Raw genomic sequence first — 15,766 nt, forward strand, 5'->3', positions numbered from 1 at the left:
AGACAGATTTTAACGAGTTCGTTTTTAGGCGGAAGCAATAGAATCACATGAGGATGACAGCTGTTTAAAATCACTGTCAAACGTGAGGTTCGTTCTTCTGCTTTGAAGACTTTATGCTTCTGTCGTACGAAAGATAATCGCGTAATCGTACGGTGCATATTGTCTTGCAAAAAGTTATAATCGATTTGAAATCGCTGCAAAAATCGAAAAAAGAAAGGCTGACAGTAGCCGGCATTGCTGGAAAAATAGTACTTTTGCAATGACAAAGGATTCGTAAAACCAATAAAGACATAAAAGAGATGAAAGTAGCAATTGTTGGTGCCAGCGGTGCCGTAGGACAGGAACTCCTGCGCCTTCTGGACGAGAGAAACTTTCCGCTGGACAGCCTGGTGCTGTTTGGTTCGACACGTTCAGCCGGACGTAAGTACACCTTCAAGGGGAAGGATTACGAAGTGAAGCTGCTCCAGCACAATGATGACTTCAAGGGTGTTGACATAGCTTTCACCAGTGCCGGTGCGGGTACATCTGCCGAGTTTGCGGAGACCATCACCCGGTACGGTGCCGTGATGATCGACAACTCCAGCCAGTTCCGTCAGGATGCCGATGTGCCGCTGGTCGTCCCGGAAATCAATGCCGAGGATGCGCTCGTACGCCCGCGTGGCATCATTGCCAATCCCAACTGCACCACCATCATGATGGTCGTCGTGCTGAATCCGATCGACAGGCTCAGCCATATCAGGAAAGTACACGTCAGCAGTTACCAGAGCGCATCCGGTGCCGGTGCAGCGGCCATGCAGGAACTGCAGCAGCAGTATAAGGAACTGGTGGAGACGGGTGAGGTGAAGACCATCGAGAAGTTTCCGCACCAGCTCGCTTACAATGTCATTCCGCAGATTGACAAGATGATGGAGAATGACTATACGAAAGAGGAGATGAAGATGTTCAACGAAACACGGAAAATCATGCACTCCGACATCCGTACCTCTGCCACCTGCGTCCGTGTGTCGTCGCTCCGCAGCCACTCCGAGGCGGTCTGGCTCGAGACCGAGCGTCCGCTCTCCGTCGGGGAAGTCCGTGAAGCTTTGAAGACGGCTCCGGGCGTGACGCTTGTCGACGATCCGCAGCACTATATCTATCCGATGCCTTTGGAGAGTGCCGGCAAAGATGATGTCTTTGTCGGGCGCATCCGCAAGGACCTTGCTGACGACAACAGCATCACCCTCTGGCTCACCGGCGACCAAATCCGCAAGGGTGCTGCACTGAATGCTGTGCAGATTGCGGAATACCTTGTCAAGGCGGGAAGTGTGAAGTAAAAGCAACAAGAAAAAGAAAGCAGCATCCCCTCCGGGAAGTGTGCCGGAAACTGCACGCTTCCCGGAGGGGATGTTTTTGTCATGTTTTTTCTTTCTCCCAATCCGACTGATGCCTGATAAGACTTCAATCAAGCCTTGACAGGCGTTCGGAAGGTGCCTGATTGAAGTCTAACTAAGCCTTGACAGAAAGCCAACTAAGCACTCTTTCTTCTACGGTCTATAACAAGTTGATTACTTGTCTGTTACTGATCCGATGCAAAAGCCATTTGCACCTGTTCCATACGGTGATGTCGGCATGATTGTGTAAGATTATTTCAGGAAGGGAAAAGCGGCTCTTGTATGTTTGCCTATCTGTTCTTCCTGTAATAAGCCACGGCAGCGGCGACATTCTCCTTCACGGCACGTGAGGAATAAGTGGCACCCGTCGCCCCGTCAATCTTCTGCGCCGTGGCTGCCTCGGACAGCTTCATGCCATTGAACTTCGGTAGAAGCTGCTGTCTGACGCGGTCGAAGAACTTCGGGCTTTCATGGTTGGGCAGTGCCTCAATCTTCACCACTTTGTTGTTCTTGATGAACACCTCCAACGGAGTGGCACCCTTGAACCCTTTTACGTTGGCAGTGAGCGTGGCCGTGTTGACCACATACGTGCCGTCAGCCTGTCTGTACATAACTTTGCCCTGCTGGCCTGCAGCATAGGCAATACCGCCTGTAGCCGTCACGGCTATAAAGGCTGCTGAAATGAATTGTCTGCTAAGCATAATCTGTTTGCCTTAAGTCTATTCTTGAATTGTCCGACTGCAAAAATACAAAAAGTAGAGGATGAAATCGTGTTTTTTGTTTTTTTTAAATGTCGGCGTTATGTGCGGACCAAGGTTGACAGCCCGATTGCCATCTGATGCCTGTCATCTGTTTTTCCTGGTTTTATTTTCTCTGATTGGTTTTTTATTCGTACATTTGTCAGCAGAAACAATCAAATACCAAGCTGTGAAATATATACTGTTGCCGGAACCGGAAACCATTCATCAACTGCCCTTCTACTTTGCAGTGGAAGAATACGTGGCACGCCATTACACCGATGACGAATACTTCGTGGGCTGGCGTGTGAACCCCACGGTGATGCTGGGTCGCAACCAGCTGATAGACAATGAGGTCAACACCGGCTACTGCAAGCTGCATGAGATTGACATCTTCAGACGCAAGAGCGGCGGCGGGTGCATCTATGCCGACGAAGGGTGCTTACAGTTCTCTTATATTTCGCGCACATCGAATGCCAACGAGGCTTTTGCCTGCTATATGCAACGCATGGCCAGAATGCTTCAGGGGCTGGGAATCGACGCACGGCTGTCGGGCCGCAATGATATCCTGATTGACAATGCGAAGGTGTCCGGATGTGCTTTCTACCAGCTTCCCGGCCGGAGCGTGCTGCACAATTCCCTGCTCTTCGACACCCGGCTCGACCATCTCTTCAATGCACTCACACCGGCAAAGGAAAAGCTGCAGAGCAAGGGAGTGGAGTCTGTAAAACAGCGGGTCATGAACCTTGCGGCCTATACGCATCTCGGCATTTCTGCTTTCATGGACTATGTACGTCGTGAGATGTGCGGTGCAGATGTGCTGCAGCTGACTGACGAGGATATGAAGGGTGTGGCGGAGCTGGAGAAGGAACTGGCATCGGACAGCTTTGTCTATGGAAAGAATCCGAAGTACACCGTCGTGCGGAAGCACCGCTTCGAGGGTGTCGGTACGCTGGAAGCGCATCTGGAGCTGAAGAACAACATCATCGGAAACATCAATATGGTTGGCGACTACTTCCTTCTCGGCGACATCGACCACGACTTCCTGGCACTGCTCAAGGGATGCGCATTCACCCGGGAGGCGGTAGGCGAGACGTTGCAGGACGTGGACCTGTCTGCCATTGTGCGGGGCTTGCAACTGCGCCAGTTCCTCCGTCTGCTCTTCGGTCGGGAACCGCACGTGATGAAGCCTGCATGGTTGAAGATCGACCTTACATCGAAGAAGTCGACCGGTGAAACGGCGGGTATCCTGGCACGCCATCACCTGAACACCATCTGCACCAGCGGCCTGTGTCCTAACCGGGCTGAATGCTGGATGGCACGCACGGCGACGCTGATGATCGGCGGTGAAATCTGCACGCGTAAATGCCGGTTCTGCAATACGCTGAGCGGTCGTCCGCACCATCTCGATCCCAATGAACCGCGCCATGTGGCGGAATCGATAAAGGCACTCCGGCTGCGGTATGCTGTCATCACCTCAGTCGACCGTGACGACCTGCCGGATTATGGAGCTGCCCATTGGATAAGGACGGTTGAGGAGGTCAGACGGATGAATCCTGACACGAAGATAGAACTCCTTATTCCCGACTTCATGGGGCGGTCTGACCTTGTCCGACAGGTGATGGCCACCCGTCCGCACGTGGCAGGGCATAACATGGAGACTGTGCGCCGGCTCACGCCTTCCGTGCGCTCCGTAGCCCGGTATGACTGCAGTCTGGAGGTCCTCCGTGAGATAGCCGGCTGCGGCATCACCGCGAAGACTGGTTTCATGCTCGGTCTGGGGGAGACGCATGAGGAAATCCTGGAGACGATGGATGACATCCTTGCGACAGGCTGCCGACGGCTCACGCTCGGCCAGTATCTCCAGCCGACGGCCCACCATCTGCCGGTCAGAGCCTACATCACACCAGAACAGTTTGCTGAATACAAGCGGATTGCTTTGGAAAAGGGATTTCGCCACGTGGTGAGTGGTCCGCTGGTGCGCTCGTCCTACCATGCAGCAGAGGGATAGAAGTCTCTCTCTGAAAATCTCTCCGGACCTTCCCGGAAGTGGGAGAATGGAGTTTGCGGGCGGAAACAAGCGATGGAAGAGGGAGAAGACAGATCATGTAATGGGGGGAGAACAGGAAATGAAAACCGAGAGGTCAGGATAGAAACAGATGATATCACGCATAAAAAAAGTGCTTCCTTTTACGGGAAGCACTTTTTTTATGCGTGATAAATAGAGGATTACTCTGTAACCTGGACTGTCGCACGGCGGTTGAAGGAGATAGGAGACAGTGTCTCTACACCACCCTTGCCGACAGCAGTAATCTTGTTGTTCTCAACACCCATCTTGACAAGCTCGTTGGCAACCGTGTTGGCACGACGCTCAGAAAGCTTCTGGTTGTAAGCAGGAGTACCTGTCGCACTGTCAGCATAACCTGTAACAAGGAGGCTGTTATTGTTGTCTTTTGCATACTTTGCAAGAGCCTGTACGTTTACAAGATCCTTCTGAGAAGCGATGGTTGACTTGTTGATGTTGAAGAAGACGGAAACCGGTGTGTTGACCAGCTGCTTGACAGACTCTGATGTTGTCTCTACAGGCTTCTGGTTGGCAAGCTGGTCACGGAGACGAGCGTTCTCAGCCTCTGAGTCGCGGAGCTTTGCATTCAGTGCATCGAGAGCTGCCTGATGCTGTGCGTTGATGGCATCAACATCCGGAACCTTGTTCCAAGTACCCTTGCCGAGGTTGAAGTTCAGACCGACTTCTGCGTAGAGGTTGTTGTCGTGAGAAGCCCAGCCACGTGCCTTTGTCGTAGCCTCGCCCACGCCGTCGAGGTCGCCCTCGTAGCGGTTCCAGCCAGCCTCAAGGTAAACACGCATGAGCTTGCAGACCTTCCATGTAGACTGGACACCTGCGCTCAGCCCCATGGCGTAACGGTTTGCAGACATAGAGCGGCCGATACCGGCACCAGCGAACGGAATGACGTTCCATACACGGTTCTCATTGTAACCGCAGAGGAGGTTGCTCATATTGAACATTACCTGCTCCTGGGCAATCCAATACTTGTTGCCGTTGTCGAGGCGAGAAGCCGGATTGAGGCTGGCACCTACACGCTTGCCCCAGATGCCCTGTACCTTTGTACGGAGACCGAGACCCGGTGTGAACCATTTACCTATAGCGATGGAAGCACCCGGATTTGAACGGAAACGCTTCAATGGGCTCTCGGCCGCATTGCGGCCGTGCTCCTGGTTTGAGTACCATGCGTTCCAGTCTGCACCGACCTGTACAAACCAGTTGCTCCAGAAGGAATTTGTAGCGACGCTGTACTTCTCGGTAAGCGTCTCGTCCTGAGCAAAGCCGGTCATTGTGCAGCCGGCCAATGCCATAATCATTAATAATTTTTTCATAACCTTATTTATTTAACAATCTTAATTTGTTTATCTCTCTATTATCTGCCGATGTGGTCTTGTTGTCCCACAGGAGTCTGGTGCAAAGATAGTAATTAAATTCTAATTATAATATTATTTCCCCAAAAAATAATGAATTTAACGTGTATGCTGATTTCTGTCAGTTCCACAGGTCCTGTAAGGACGCTTCGTCCTGCCGGATTTTCAGCTGTCAAACAGGTGTTCGATGTCCTGCTGTTTAAGAATAGCTATCACCGGTTCGCCGGACGGCGTATAGTTGACGTTGGTACAGGCAAACAGCTCATTGACGATATTGTCCATTTCGGCATTTCCCAGCACTTGTCCTTGTGGGATGGCAGCATTTCGGGCAAGACTGAGTGCCAGAGTACGGTCGATATCCTCCTTCACACTCGTACCGCTGTCCACGGCTGAGGCCACCATCTCATTGATGAGCGTGACGACATTCAGGCCTTCAATGCCGGCCGGGACTCCGTTGACGGCATAGCTCCCGCCTCCGAGGCTGTCGAGCTGGAAGCCCATCTCTGCCATCTCGGGCAGAATACGGTCAAGGGCAAGCTGGTCGGCGGCAGCGAACTGCACCATCTCTGGGAACAGTACCTTCTGGGAATGTGCCTTGTGCTCGGATAGCTGCCGGAGGTAAGCCTCATAGAGAATACGGATGTGAGCACGGTGCTGGTCGATGATCATGAGTCCCGACTTCACTGCTGTCATGATGTAGCATCCTTTGTATTGATAATGTGAGGGTGCCTGGTCTTCTATCATCGATTCGGCTGCGGGCTGTGTCGCCACGGAGGAGACAATCGTCTCGCTGTCTGTTGTTCCGGTGGTGTCCTGCTGTCCGAAGAGCTGTGGCTGCCGGGTCTCCGTTTCAGCATCCGGTCCTGGATAGAGTTCTTCCCATCCTTTCGGCGCGGTGGCCCGAGATGTGGGCCTGAAAGGGTTGTAGGATGGATTGAAATCAATCTTCGGTGCTGTCGTCTCTCCATTGGGGCTGAAGACCGGGATGTCCGGTTTCCCTTCCGTATCGAAGTCGATGGAGGGGATGTCGTTGAACCGTCCCACGGCTTCCTTGACTGCCGCGAGCAGTATCTGCCAGATGGCCTGTTCGTTCTCGAACTTTATCTCAGTCTTGGTCGGATGGATGTTCACATCGATGTTCTCTGCCGGTACTTCGAAGTAGAGGAAGTACGGCACCTGTTCTCCCTGCGGGATGAGACGGTCGAAGGCGGTCAGGACGGCCTTGTGGAAATAGGGATGCTTCATGTAACGCTCGTTGACGAAGAAATACTGATGAGGTGCTTTCTTGCGGGCGGACTCGGGCTTGCCTACGAATCCGTGGATACGGCATAGGCTTGTATCGACGTCTATCGGCAGGAGATCCTGATTGAGCCGCTTGCCGAATATTTCCACAATGCGCTGGCGGTAGTTGCAGGCACGGAGACTGAAGAGCTCCGTACCGTTGCTGTGCAGGGTGAAGGCTATCTGGGGCCAGACCAGCACGATGCGTTCGAAGGCATTGATGATGTTGTTCAGTTCGGTGGTGTTGGATTTCAGGAACTTACGTCGGGCCGGGACATTGAAAAAGAGGTTCTCGACCAGAAAGTTGCTTCCTACCGGACAGGAACAGGGCTCCTGACCTGTAAAACGGCTGCCGGCGATAGAAAGGTGTGTGCCAAGCTCCTCGCTTTCCATACGCGTCTTCAGCTCGATCTGTGCAACGGCGGCGATGGAAGCCAGTGCCTCGCCGCGGAACCCCATCGTATGGAGCGAAAAGAGGTCGTCGGCCTTGCGGATCTTGGAAGTGGCATGCCGCTCGAAAGAGAGCCGTGCATCGGTCTCCGACATTCCCTTGCCGTCATCAATTACCTGGATGGACGTGCGGCCTGCGTCGGCTACCAGCACATTGATGTGCTTCGCTTCGGCATCAATCGCATTCTCCACCAGTTCCTTGACGACCGAGGCCGGCCGCTGGATGACCTCGCCGGCTGCTATCTGGTTGGCTACGCTGTCTGGTAAAAGTTGTATGATGTCACTCATGAGCTATCCGTTTAAAAGATGAACAACAATAAGGTGAGCAGGGCGATGATGCCTGCTGAAAGTATCAGCGATACCCACATCGCCGTATAGCGGTTGTGCCGCTGTCGGAGTACCTGCGGTTTCAACGACCCGCCGATCCTGCGTCGCAGTTCTGTCCGCCGACTGCTTTCGGGGACTTCCTTCTCATTCAGTTCATGGCGTACACGCTGCTCCATATCCTTGAGCAGTTCCTTGCGTTCGTCCACGAACATATATTCGTGGTGGAAACGGCGGGGATGGGATGACTGGAAGAAAAGCATTGGGCTATGGGAGGAGTTGAAGGAGTTAAGTGAGTCAGAGGAGTTGTGGGGGTTAGGGGAGTCGGGTTGCCACCTTGTTCTGTCAAGTTGATGTAGCGGGGGCGTTCCGGTGAAAGATCAATCTATATGCCGTACCCGAAGGGAATGTCCCCACCCTCCGGGAATCCGGTTCCCAGCTGTCGGGACTTCTGTTCCCAAGGCTTGGTACTCCGTTTCCCAACCGACCGGGAACATTCCGGTTCATCTTTCGGCTTGCCCTGTCCATTGTCATTCGATATGTTGTCGGGGCGGTAGGGACACTCTTGCATTGCGCACCGTTGCACCTGTCTTGCGTGCAGCACGGCGGAAGATGTCGTTCTTGTCTTTCGGACGTACCTCGTCAAAAAGCTCGAAATGGGGGAGTGTCAGACGGTCGGGTGGAATCTGCGTCATCGGACTGATGACCCCGTCCGACTTCGACATCCATATCTTCTGCAGCTTCCGAAGGGGAGAGATGTACATCCGGAGCGTATCCGTCTCGGTATAGTTGTGTCCGATAAGCGTGCTGTCCTTGTCTGTGTGATAGAAGACGACCTCCACATTTCCCCATGCGTCTATGCGTCGTACAGCTCCGTCAACGAAGTCGGCCCGCATATCCCGGGAAGAAATCTGGTTGTAATGTTTCCTGTCGGGCAGTGTTTCTATCGAGAAGGCATTGCCGTAGACGTAGGCCTGGCGGATGGTTGAATCGTTCATGTAAGCCTTGATGGAGTCGCCTACCAGCTGCCGGTTGCCGCTCCACACGATGGGATAGTCGTACAGGGTCACGCAGGAGTCCTTGGTGTTGGCAACCAGAAAGCCGCACACAGCCTGCACGTCCGTCCGGTAGGCCCGGACATTGTTTACGCCGTAGATTTCACGGTACATCCCCGGGGTGTTCATGTGGAAACCTTTCATGCTGATGGTGTCGGCATGTACAAAGAGCGTGTCGCCCTGCGAGAAGTCCTTGGCTACCGGTCCGGGCTTCCCGCCGAAGGCGATGGCCGCAGAGTCCGTGTAGTGCAGATAGTCGCCTGAGAAGGCGTGCTTTCTTTTGTAGTCGATGTAGTAGACGTCGCCCTCACCCGTCCCCTCGTGCGTATTGCTGTTGTAGGTAAGATCGCGTCCGGTCACGGTGCGCTGTTTCAGTCTGTCCACGATCTTCACATTGCCATGCCCCTCGCTGTAGCCGGTCTTTGCATTGTAGGTCACGTCGTCGCCGGTAATCACACGCTGTGCTTTACGGTCGTCGATCTTCACATTGCCGCGTGCATTGCTGTGCCCCGTCTTCTCGTTGTAGAATACATCCTGGCCGACGATGGTACGCTTGTTCGCCTTGTCGACAATCTTTACATTACCGTGTCCCTCGGCCTCGCCTGTAGTGCTGTTGTAGATGATGTTGTCGCCTTCTACGTCCTGCTTCGGAGAGGTGATTGTAGACCGTCCGTTCAGCTCCATGTGGTCGGTCTTGCTGTTGTAGGTTCCGTCGTTCGTGTGTATGACCTCCCCCTTGGCTGTACGGATGACCGACTTCCCGACGACATGGACAATTCCTGTCTCCGTGTTGCCGTGGGCTTCCGGTGTGTTGATGCGGTACTTGGGCGTGAACATGACGACGTTTCCGAAGAAGTTGGCATCATGTGTGTCTGTGTTGTAATCGCCTTCATCGGCGACGACCGTATTGCCGTTGTAGACCAATGTTCCGCGTCCGCCGAAGTAGTTGGCGACCTTGGAAGCCGTGTTGTAGTCCAGACTGTCGCAGTGGAGCGAACGCCCCGGCTGCCGCACGACTACGTTCTTCCGGGCATGGACCGTCTGGTCGAATCCGTCGTAATGGATGCGATGGCAGTCTATGGAAATACCGCCCGGCCGAGTGATATGGACACGTCCGAAAGCCTTGAACCAGTTGGCTTTCTCGTTGAAGTAGGCACTGTCGCACTTGAGCGTTGTGCCCTTGTAACGGAATCGGACATTTCCCTTGGCTATCTGCACATCGGGCAGCACCATCTGGTTGTGGCGAAGATTGTCGGCATGGTCGATATAGAATCTGCTGCCTTTCTTCTCCACGGTTTTCTGCGCATATACCGGCTGTGACAGCCATAGCCCAAACAGGCATAGAACCATGATGACCAGGATTCTATGCCTGCGAGATGTGTCTTTTAACCTGCTGTCTGCTGTCATTTAAACCAACCTTCGTACTGGAACTTGCAACTTTTATAACGGGGATTAATCCTTACATAGGTCTCCTTCACCTTTTTCACGACCCAGTCGTGGAGGATGTCTTTCCTGCGCTGTGCCGTAACGATGTCGCGCATCGCCTGGAAGTCTTCGGTGATGGTGGCCCTGTGTTCCGGTGTCCGTTCCTTCAGCTTCACGATGGCACAGACAACCTTGCCACGGGGGTTGACCATCTGGAACGGCTGGGAGACCTCGTCGACCTTCATCGTGTCGACGACTCGAGCCACCTCTGTCGGCAGATCTTTCATCTTGAAACGTGACGTGCGTGCGTTCTCGGACGAGTTGACCATCAGTCCGTGGTTGTTCTTGGTGTCTTTGTCGTCCGAGAGATAGGCCGTTGCGTCCTCGAAGGTGAACTTCCCGTTCCTGATGTCTTTGCCGATGGAATCCAGACGTTCCTTGGCCGCATCGATGGATGCCATGGAAACATTCGGCTTCAGCAGGATATGGCGGCAGTTCACCTTGTCGCCGCGGCGGTCGATCAGCTGGATGATGTGATAGCCGAATTCACTTTCCACCACCTTCGAAACCTTCTTCGGATCGGTAAGGTTGAAGGCGGCAGCGGCAAATGCAGGGTCGAGCATGCCCCGTCCCATATAGCCTAGCTCGCCTCCCTGGCGGGCAGAGCCGGGGTCTTCCGAATAGAGACGTGCCAGCGTGGCAAAGGAGGTTTCGCCCTTTGTGATGCGGTCCGTATAGTCGCGCAGCTGGTTCTTGATGCGGTTGATTTCTTCCGGCTCGACCTTCGGAGTCTGTGTGAGAATCTCCACCTCCACCGTCGTCGGAATCATCGGGACGCTGTCTACCGGAAGTTTCCGGAAGTATTCTCGTACTTCGGCGGGTGATACTTTCACGTCGCTGACGAGCTTCTCCTGCATCTTCTGCACGAGCTGGCGGTTCTTGTAGTCGTCGTGCAGGTCCTGGCGGATCTGTGCCATGCTCTTGTGCTGGAACTCTTCGAGTTTCTCCTTTGAACCGATCTGCGGCAGAGAGATCCAGTAGTTGATCTGCTGGTCGATGCCCTGTGCGATTTCCGACTCCGTCACCTCGATGCTGTCGAGGGCCGCCTGATGGAGAAAAAGTTTCTGCACGGCAATCTGTTCGGGCAGCACACATTCGGGATCACCGTCCCACTTCATGTCTTCTGCCTCGCCCTGCAGCTTCATGATTTCCACTTCCGACTTCAGGATGGGTTCGTCGCCCACTACCCAGATGACCTCGTCTACGACGTTGTTCGCCCTGTCTGTCGCTGCCGGTACGGTCTTCAGCGAGTCGGACAGTGTACCCGGACCGCCGGCACGGGAGGTACCGGCATGCAACCCCATTGCCGTGAGGACTGTTCCTGCAAGCAGGACAACTGTTTTTCTTTTATTTATCTTCATCGATGTTCTGTATTGTCTTTTTCTTAATGTCTGTTGACCGTTGAGAGTACGGCCTTGTCTATCACGACCTTGTATTTACGGCGCAATGCGGCCACCCAGGACTTCTCCAGCTCTTCCTGGCAGTTAGAGATGACGAGGTCGCGCACGTCATCCAGCTCCTCGGGAGCTTTGATCTTCTTGCCGAAGACAGCATCAATAGGGTATCCTTCGACAGGTGCGACCGTCGCTTTCTGACCGAATACCTCACGGTCTATGAGTGCATTGTCGCCCTTGCGGAAGATTCCTTTCTCGACCCGGATGCGGATGTTGCCGTCCTTGTTGAACGTATTGCGCAGCCGTTCTGCCCACTTACTGAAGGGCAGCCCTTTCACGCATTCTTTCACGGCATCCACGTCTGCCTTTTTCTTCACGTGGTAGGCGATACCCTTGAAACGTGGTTCTGCCCACTTATATTGTTTCCTGTGCTTGCGGAAATACGCCTCCAGTGCCGTTTCGTCCTTGGCAACCTTGTCCCAGACGGTGCGGTTGCTCATCTCGACCATCAGCAGTCCGTCGTGGTATTCACGGATGAGATGCTTCAGGTCAGCGTCCTTCTCTTCCAGTTCCGCAAGTTTCCTGTCCAATATCTGTTCCTGCGTAATATCTTTTCCGCCAGCCTGAACGAGGGAGTCCAGCCGCTGGTTGATGATCTGGTCGCGCAGTCCACGCATCTCGATGTACTGCATGATGTCCGAACGGAGCGAATCGTAAGGCGGAAGACTCTCGTGCCCGATCATCCTGATGATATGATAGCCGAAGGGTGAAAGCACAGGTCTGCTTGTCTCTCCGGGCTTCAACGTCAGCATGGCCTTCTCGAATTCGGCCACGGTCTGCCCCTTTTGGAGGCGGGGCAGGTCGCCGCCGTTCTTGGCAGAGCTGGTGTCTGTTGAATACCTCTTCGCCAGATCGGCGAAGTCGGCACCCTTCTGAAGGGCCGTATAGATGGAATCCGCAAGCTGTCTGGCAGCTGCTTCTTCCTCTTTCGAGGTATGCTGTCCCATCCCGATGAGGATATGGGCGCAATGCCACAAGCCTCCGTTGGCGTCAATCTGCTGCTTGGTGTCGCGGTATATCTTCCGTGCTTCGTCTTCGACATCGGCGTCTGTGATGAAGGCAGGGCGTATCTGCTGGTTGCGGTAGCCGAGAAACTCTTTCCTGAAAGCAGGAAGCGTGTCAAGGTGTGCATCGAGAGCTGCCTGCACTTTCAGCTTGTAATTGACGAAAAGCGGTACATATTCGTCGACGCTCTTCCTGTCGATCACCCCGTCGGTGTTGTTCTTGTTGTAGGAATATTCAAACTCCGAACGGCTCACCGGCTGTCCGTTGATGGTCATTATGGTAGGGTCTGCCTGCCCGTATGCCATCGTGGCGGAGAGCAGTGCGACTGATAGTAGTGCCTTGAATTTCATTGTTGTGATTAAGAAACACACATACCCTCTCCCCTGGCAGAACAGAGAAGAGGGCGGATGGTTTACGGTCTGTTTTATTCCGGGCGGGAATAGTTGGGAGCTTCGCTGGTGATGGTGATGTCGTGCGGGTGACTTTCCATTACGCCGGCATTGGTGATGCGGGTGAACTTGGCACTGTGCAGATTCCCGATGGATGCCGCACCGCAGTAGCCCATACCCGAGCGCAGTCCGCCGACGAGCTGGTAGATGACCTCCTGTACTGTCCCCTTGTAGGGTACACGGCCGGCAATGCCTTCCGGGACGAGCTTCTTCGCATCCCGGATGTCGTTCTGGAAGTAACGGTCGCGCGAACCGTTCTTCTGTTCCATGGCCTCCAGCGACCCCATGCCACGGTAGCTCTTGAACTTTCGTCCGTTGAAGATGATGGTGTCGCCCGGCGACTCTTCCGTACCGGCGACGAGCGATCCGATCATCACGCTGCTGCCGCCGGCTGCCAGTGCCTTGACGACATCGCCCGAGTAGCGCAGTCCGCCGTCTGCAATCAACGGCACGCCTGTTCCCTCCAGAGCCTTGTAGACATCATAGATGGCCGTAAGCTGCGGTACGCCGACGCCGGCTACGACGCGTGTGGTGCAGATGGAGCCGGGGCCGATGCCCACCTTGACGGCATCAGCGCCGTTGTCAACGAGGAATTTCGCTGCCTCGCCTGTCGCAATGTTTCCTACGACGACATCGAGGTCGGGGAAGGCTGCTTTCACATCGTGCAGCTTGCCGATCACGCCGGCAGAGTGTCCGTGGGCCGTGTCAATGACGATGGCATCCACACCTGCAGCCACCAGGGCCTGTGCGCGCTCCATCGTGTCGCCTGTGACGCCGATACCGGCGGCCACGCGCAGCCGGCCTTTCTCGTCCTTGCAGGCCATGGGCTTGTCCTTGGCCTTGGTAATATCTTTATAGGTAATCAGTCCCACGAGGCGGTTCTCACGGTCGACTACCGGCAGTTTCTCGATCTTGTTTTCCTGCAGAATCTGTGCAGCCGCTGTAAGGTCGGTCTGCTGATGGGTGGTGACGAGGTTTTCCTTTGTCATCACTTCGTCAATGAGCTTGTCCAGATGGCGTTCAAAACGGAGGTCACGGTTGGTGACGATACCTACGAGATGGTTCTCCCCGTCGACGACAGGAATGCCGCCGATATGGTAGTCGGCCATCATGTCGAGTGCATCTTTCACGGTGCGTCCCTGACGGATGGTGACCGGATCGTAGATCATTCCGTTCTCTGCCCGCTTCACGATGGCGACCTGGCGTGCCTGGTCCTCGATGGTCATGTTCTTGTGGATGACGCCGATACCTCCTTCACGTGCAATGGCGATCGCCATCGAGCTTTCTGTCACGGTGTCCATGGCCGCCGTCACGAAAGGTACGTTGAGGTCGATGTGCCGCGAGAACTTGGTCTTCAATTCCACCTCTTTGGGCAGCACTTCTGAATAAGCCGGGATTAAGAGGACGTCATCGTAGGTCAGACCGTCCATCATGATTTTTTCTGCAACAAATGATGACATAATTGTATTTTAGAAATTTATTGCATGCAAATTTAGCAATTTAAATTCAAACAGACAGTGTTTTTCTTTTTTTCCATTCCTTAATTAAAGCTATTTAACGACATATACCTGCTCGGAGTAACTGTTCAATGAACAGTGATGGCTATCGTTATTTTTGTATGGTCCCGGATAGATTTGTTTTATTTCTTGTTAAAGTCCGGCCATCAGAAGGTTATTCTTCGGGGGGGCGTGTTGATGAATGTAGATGAGTGTTTTCTCTGAATCTAAGTGACCGACCTATGGACTTTTCCGCCGAGCAGACTTTGTTCTCTTCATAGTGGTCGACTGTCACTCGAATTGTGTTTTTGAGCTGCGGTTGAAAATAAATGCCGTCGTTTTATAATGAATAAAAGGCTGCTGGACAACAGAATACGAATATTGATAGAAAAAATCTATCAATAGAATAGATACAGTCTGTTGTTTGAAGAAGATTAAAAAACTATCTTTGCATTCGAATCGATTAAATAACTTAACAGAAAGGTTTTAGCAATGAGAACATTAGAATTTTTAGGTTTAGATGAGAAGAAGGTACAGTACGTGGTAAAGGAACTCTCCGTATTGTTGGCTGACCTTCAGGTGTATTATAGTAATCTTCGCGGTTTCCACTGGGACGTGAAGGGGCATGGTTTCTTTGTAATGCACGGCAAATATGAAGAGCTTTACAACGATGCAGCAGAGAAAGTGGATGAAGTGGCAGAGCGTATCCTCCAGCTGGGCAGTGCGCCGGAGAGCCGTTACAGTGCTTATTTGCAGACATCTGAGATCAAGGAAGCCGGTGTCGTAAGCTGTGCCAAGGAAGGAATTGATCTTCTTCTTGATTCTTACAAGACTTTGATCGTTCGGGAACGTAAGATTATTGAGCTTGCATCCGATGCCAAGGACGACACGACGGTCTCGCTGATAAGCGACTTCCTGAAGGATCAGGAGAAGACGGTCTGGATGCTCGTTGCGGTCAGATCGCAGAGCTGTGCTGAATAATTCGGCAGGAACAGGGCACTGTCTATAGGGCAGGCTCTGGAGGGTATGGAACATAGAAGGTCTGTCCTGGGGCAGACAAAAGCTTCGGGCACACCTCCTCACGTTTCTCCATAAATAAACAGCCATATCCTGGCAGGTAATGCCTCGATATGGCTGTTTTTGTCAGAATATTTCTTGTTTCAAAATCTACTGACGGTGAGTTGCGTTCCAATCAGGCACTACTTGCGTTTCAATTGGTGCTTGGTTG

The 15,766-nt window shown here is 53.2% G+C and carries 11 protein-coding genes; 3 read left to right on the forward strand and 8 right to left on the reverse strand.

Annotated features, from left to right (window positions below; translation table 11 throughout):
• Nucleotides 1-299 precede the first annotated feature (299 nt).
• On the forward strand, nt 300-1,313 hold the full coding sequence (locus DYH27_RS01365) for an aspartate-semialdehyde dehydrogenase (RefSeq protein ID WP_004352502.1): 1,014 nt from the start codon (nt 300-302) through the stop codon (nt 1,311-1,313).
• Between the two features lie 347 nt (nt 1,314-1,660).
• Here DYH27_RS01365 and DYH27_RS01370 read toward each other — a convergent pair whose 3' ends face one another.
• Nucleotides 1,661-2,071: an FMN-binding protein gene (locus DYH27_RS01370; RefSeq protein ID WP_004352519.1), complete on the reverse strand. Its 411-nt coding sequence runs from the start codon at nt 2,069-2,071 to the stop codon at nt 1,661-1,663.
• Nucleotides 2,072-2,297: 226 nt separating this feature from the next.
• Here DYH27_RS01370 and lipA point away from each other — a divergent pair, with 226 nt between their 5' ends.
• Nucleotides 2,298-4,118, forward strand: coding sequence for a lipoyl synthase (lipA, locus tag DYH27_RS01375; RefSeq protein ID WP_081640795.1), 1,821 nt, complete (start codon nt 2,298-2,300; stop codon nt 4,116-4,118).
• Between the two features lie 218 nt (nt 4,119-4,336).
• On the opposite strand, the gene DYH27_RS01380 is transcribed toward lipA, so the two are convergent.
• From DYH27_RS01380 to guaB, 7 genes are all read right to left on the reverse strand, one after another.
• Nucleotides 4,337-5,500, reverse strand: coding sequence for an OmpA family protein (locus DYH27_RS01380; RefSeq protein WP_025068356.1), 1,164 nt, complete (start codon nt 5,498-5,500; stop codon nt 4,337-4,339).
• Between the two features lie 204 nt (nt 5,501-5,704).
• The gene (gene mutL / locus DYH27_RS01385) at nt 5,705-7,558 is read right to left on the reverse strand and encodes a DNA mismatch repair endonuclease MutL (protein WP_004351333.1); all 1,854 of its coding nucleotides are present in this window, start codon (nt 7,556-7,558) and stop codon (nt 5,705-5,707) included.
• Between the two features lie 11 nt (nt 7,559-7,569).
• Nucleotides 7,570-7,857: a hypothetical protein gene (locus DYH27_RS01390; RefSeq protein WP_025068357.1), complete on the reverse strand. Its 288-nt coding sequence runs from the start codon at nt 7,855-7,857 to the stop codon at nt 7,570-7,572.
• A 267-nt stretch (nt 7,858-8,124) separates the two neighbouring features.
• Nucleotides 8,125-9,999, reverse strand: a complete 1,875-nt coding sequence (locus tag DYH27_RS01395; protein WP_029755022.1) for an OstA-like protein — start codon at nt 9,997-9,999, stop codon at nt 8,125-8,127.
• Between the two features lie 53 nt (nt 10,000-10,052).
• On the reverse strand, nt 10,053-11,495 hold the full coding sequence (locus DYH27_RS01400) for a peptidylprolyl isomerase (RefSeq protein WP_025068358.1): 1,443 nt from the start codon (nt 11,493-11,495) through the stop codon (nt 10,053-10,055).
• A 23-nt stretch (nt 11,496-11,518) separates the two neighbouring features.
• Nucleotides 11,519-12,943 (reverse strand): peptidylprolyl isomerase, encoded by a 1,425-nt coding sequence (locus tag DYH27_RS01405; RefSeq protein ID WP_029216616.1) that lies wholly within the window; start codon nt 12,941-12,943, stop codon nt 11,519-11,521.
• A gap of 74 nt (nt 12,944-13,017) precedes the next feature.
• Complete coding sequence (gene guaB / locus DYH27_RS01410; protein WP_004351338.1) at nt 13,018-14,502, reverse strand: IMP dehydrogenase; 1,485 nt, start codon at nt 14,500-14,502, stop codon at nt 13,018-13,020.
• Nucleotides 14,503-15,030: 528 nt separating this feature from the next.
• On the opposite strand from guaB, the gene DYH27_RS01415 reads away from it, so the two are divergent.
• Nucleotides 15,031-15,519, forward strand: a complete 489-nt coding sequence (locus tag DYH27_RS01415) for a Dps family protein (protein ID WP_004351310.1) — start codon at nt 15,031-15,033, stop codon at nt 15,517-15,519.
• The last annotated feature ends 247 nt before the right edge of the window (nt 15,520-15,766 follow it).

This window comes from Prevotella denticola, from assembly GCF_900454835.1.
GTDB classification, from domain to species: domain Bacteria; phylum Bacteroidota; class Bacteroidia; order Bacteroidales; family Bacteroidaceae; genus Prevotella; species Prevotella denticola.

What these genes read in the sequence shown, in the direction of transcription:
- DYH27_RS01365 (WP_004352502.1), top strand. Translation starts at nt 300, where the DNA reads ATGAAAGTAGCAATTGTTGGTGCCAGCGGTGCCGTAGGACAGGAACTC.
- DYH27_RS01370 (WP_004352519.1), bottom strand. Translation starts at nt 2,071, where the DNA reads ATGCTTAGCAGACAATTCATTTCAGCAGCCTTTATAGCCGTGACGGCT.
- DYH27_RS01380 (WP_025068356.1), bottom strand. Translation starts at nt 5,500, where the DNA reads ATGAAAAAATTATTAATGATTATGGCATTGGCCGGCTGCACAATGACC.
- mutL (WP_004351333.1), bottom strand. Translation starts at nt 7,558, where the DNA reads ATGAGTGACATCATACAACTTTTACCAGACAGCGTAGCCAACCAGATA.
- DYH27_RS01390 (WP_025068357.1), bottom strand. Translation starts at nt 7,857, where the DNA reads ATGCTTTTCTTCCAGTCATCCCATCCCCGCCGTTTCCACCACGAATAT.
- DYH27_RS01395 (WP_029755022.1), bottom strand. Translation starts at nt 9,999, where the DNA reads ATGGTTCTATGCCTGTTTGGGCTATGGCTGTCACAGCCGGTATATGCG.
- DYH27_RS01400 (WP_025068358.1), bottom strand. Translation starts at nt 11,495, where the DNA reads ATGAAGATAAATAAAAGAAAAACAGTTGTCCTGCTTGCAGGAACAGTC.
- DYH27_RS01405 (WP_029216616.1), bottom strand. Translation starts at nt 12,943, where the DNA reads ATGAAATTCAAGGCACTACTATCAGTCGCACTGCTCTCCGCCACGATG.
- guaB (WP_004351338.1), bottom strand. Translation starts at nt 14,502, where the DNA reads ATGTCATCATTTGTTGCAGAAAAAATCATGATGGACGGTCTGACCTAC.
- DYH27_RS01415 (WP_004351310.1), top strand. Translation starts at nt 15,031, where the DNA reads ATGAGAACATTAGAATTTTTAGGTTTAGATGAGAAGAAGGTACAGTAC.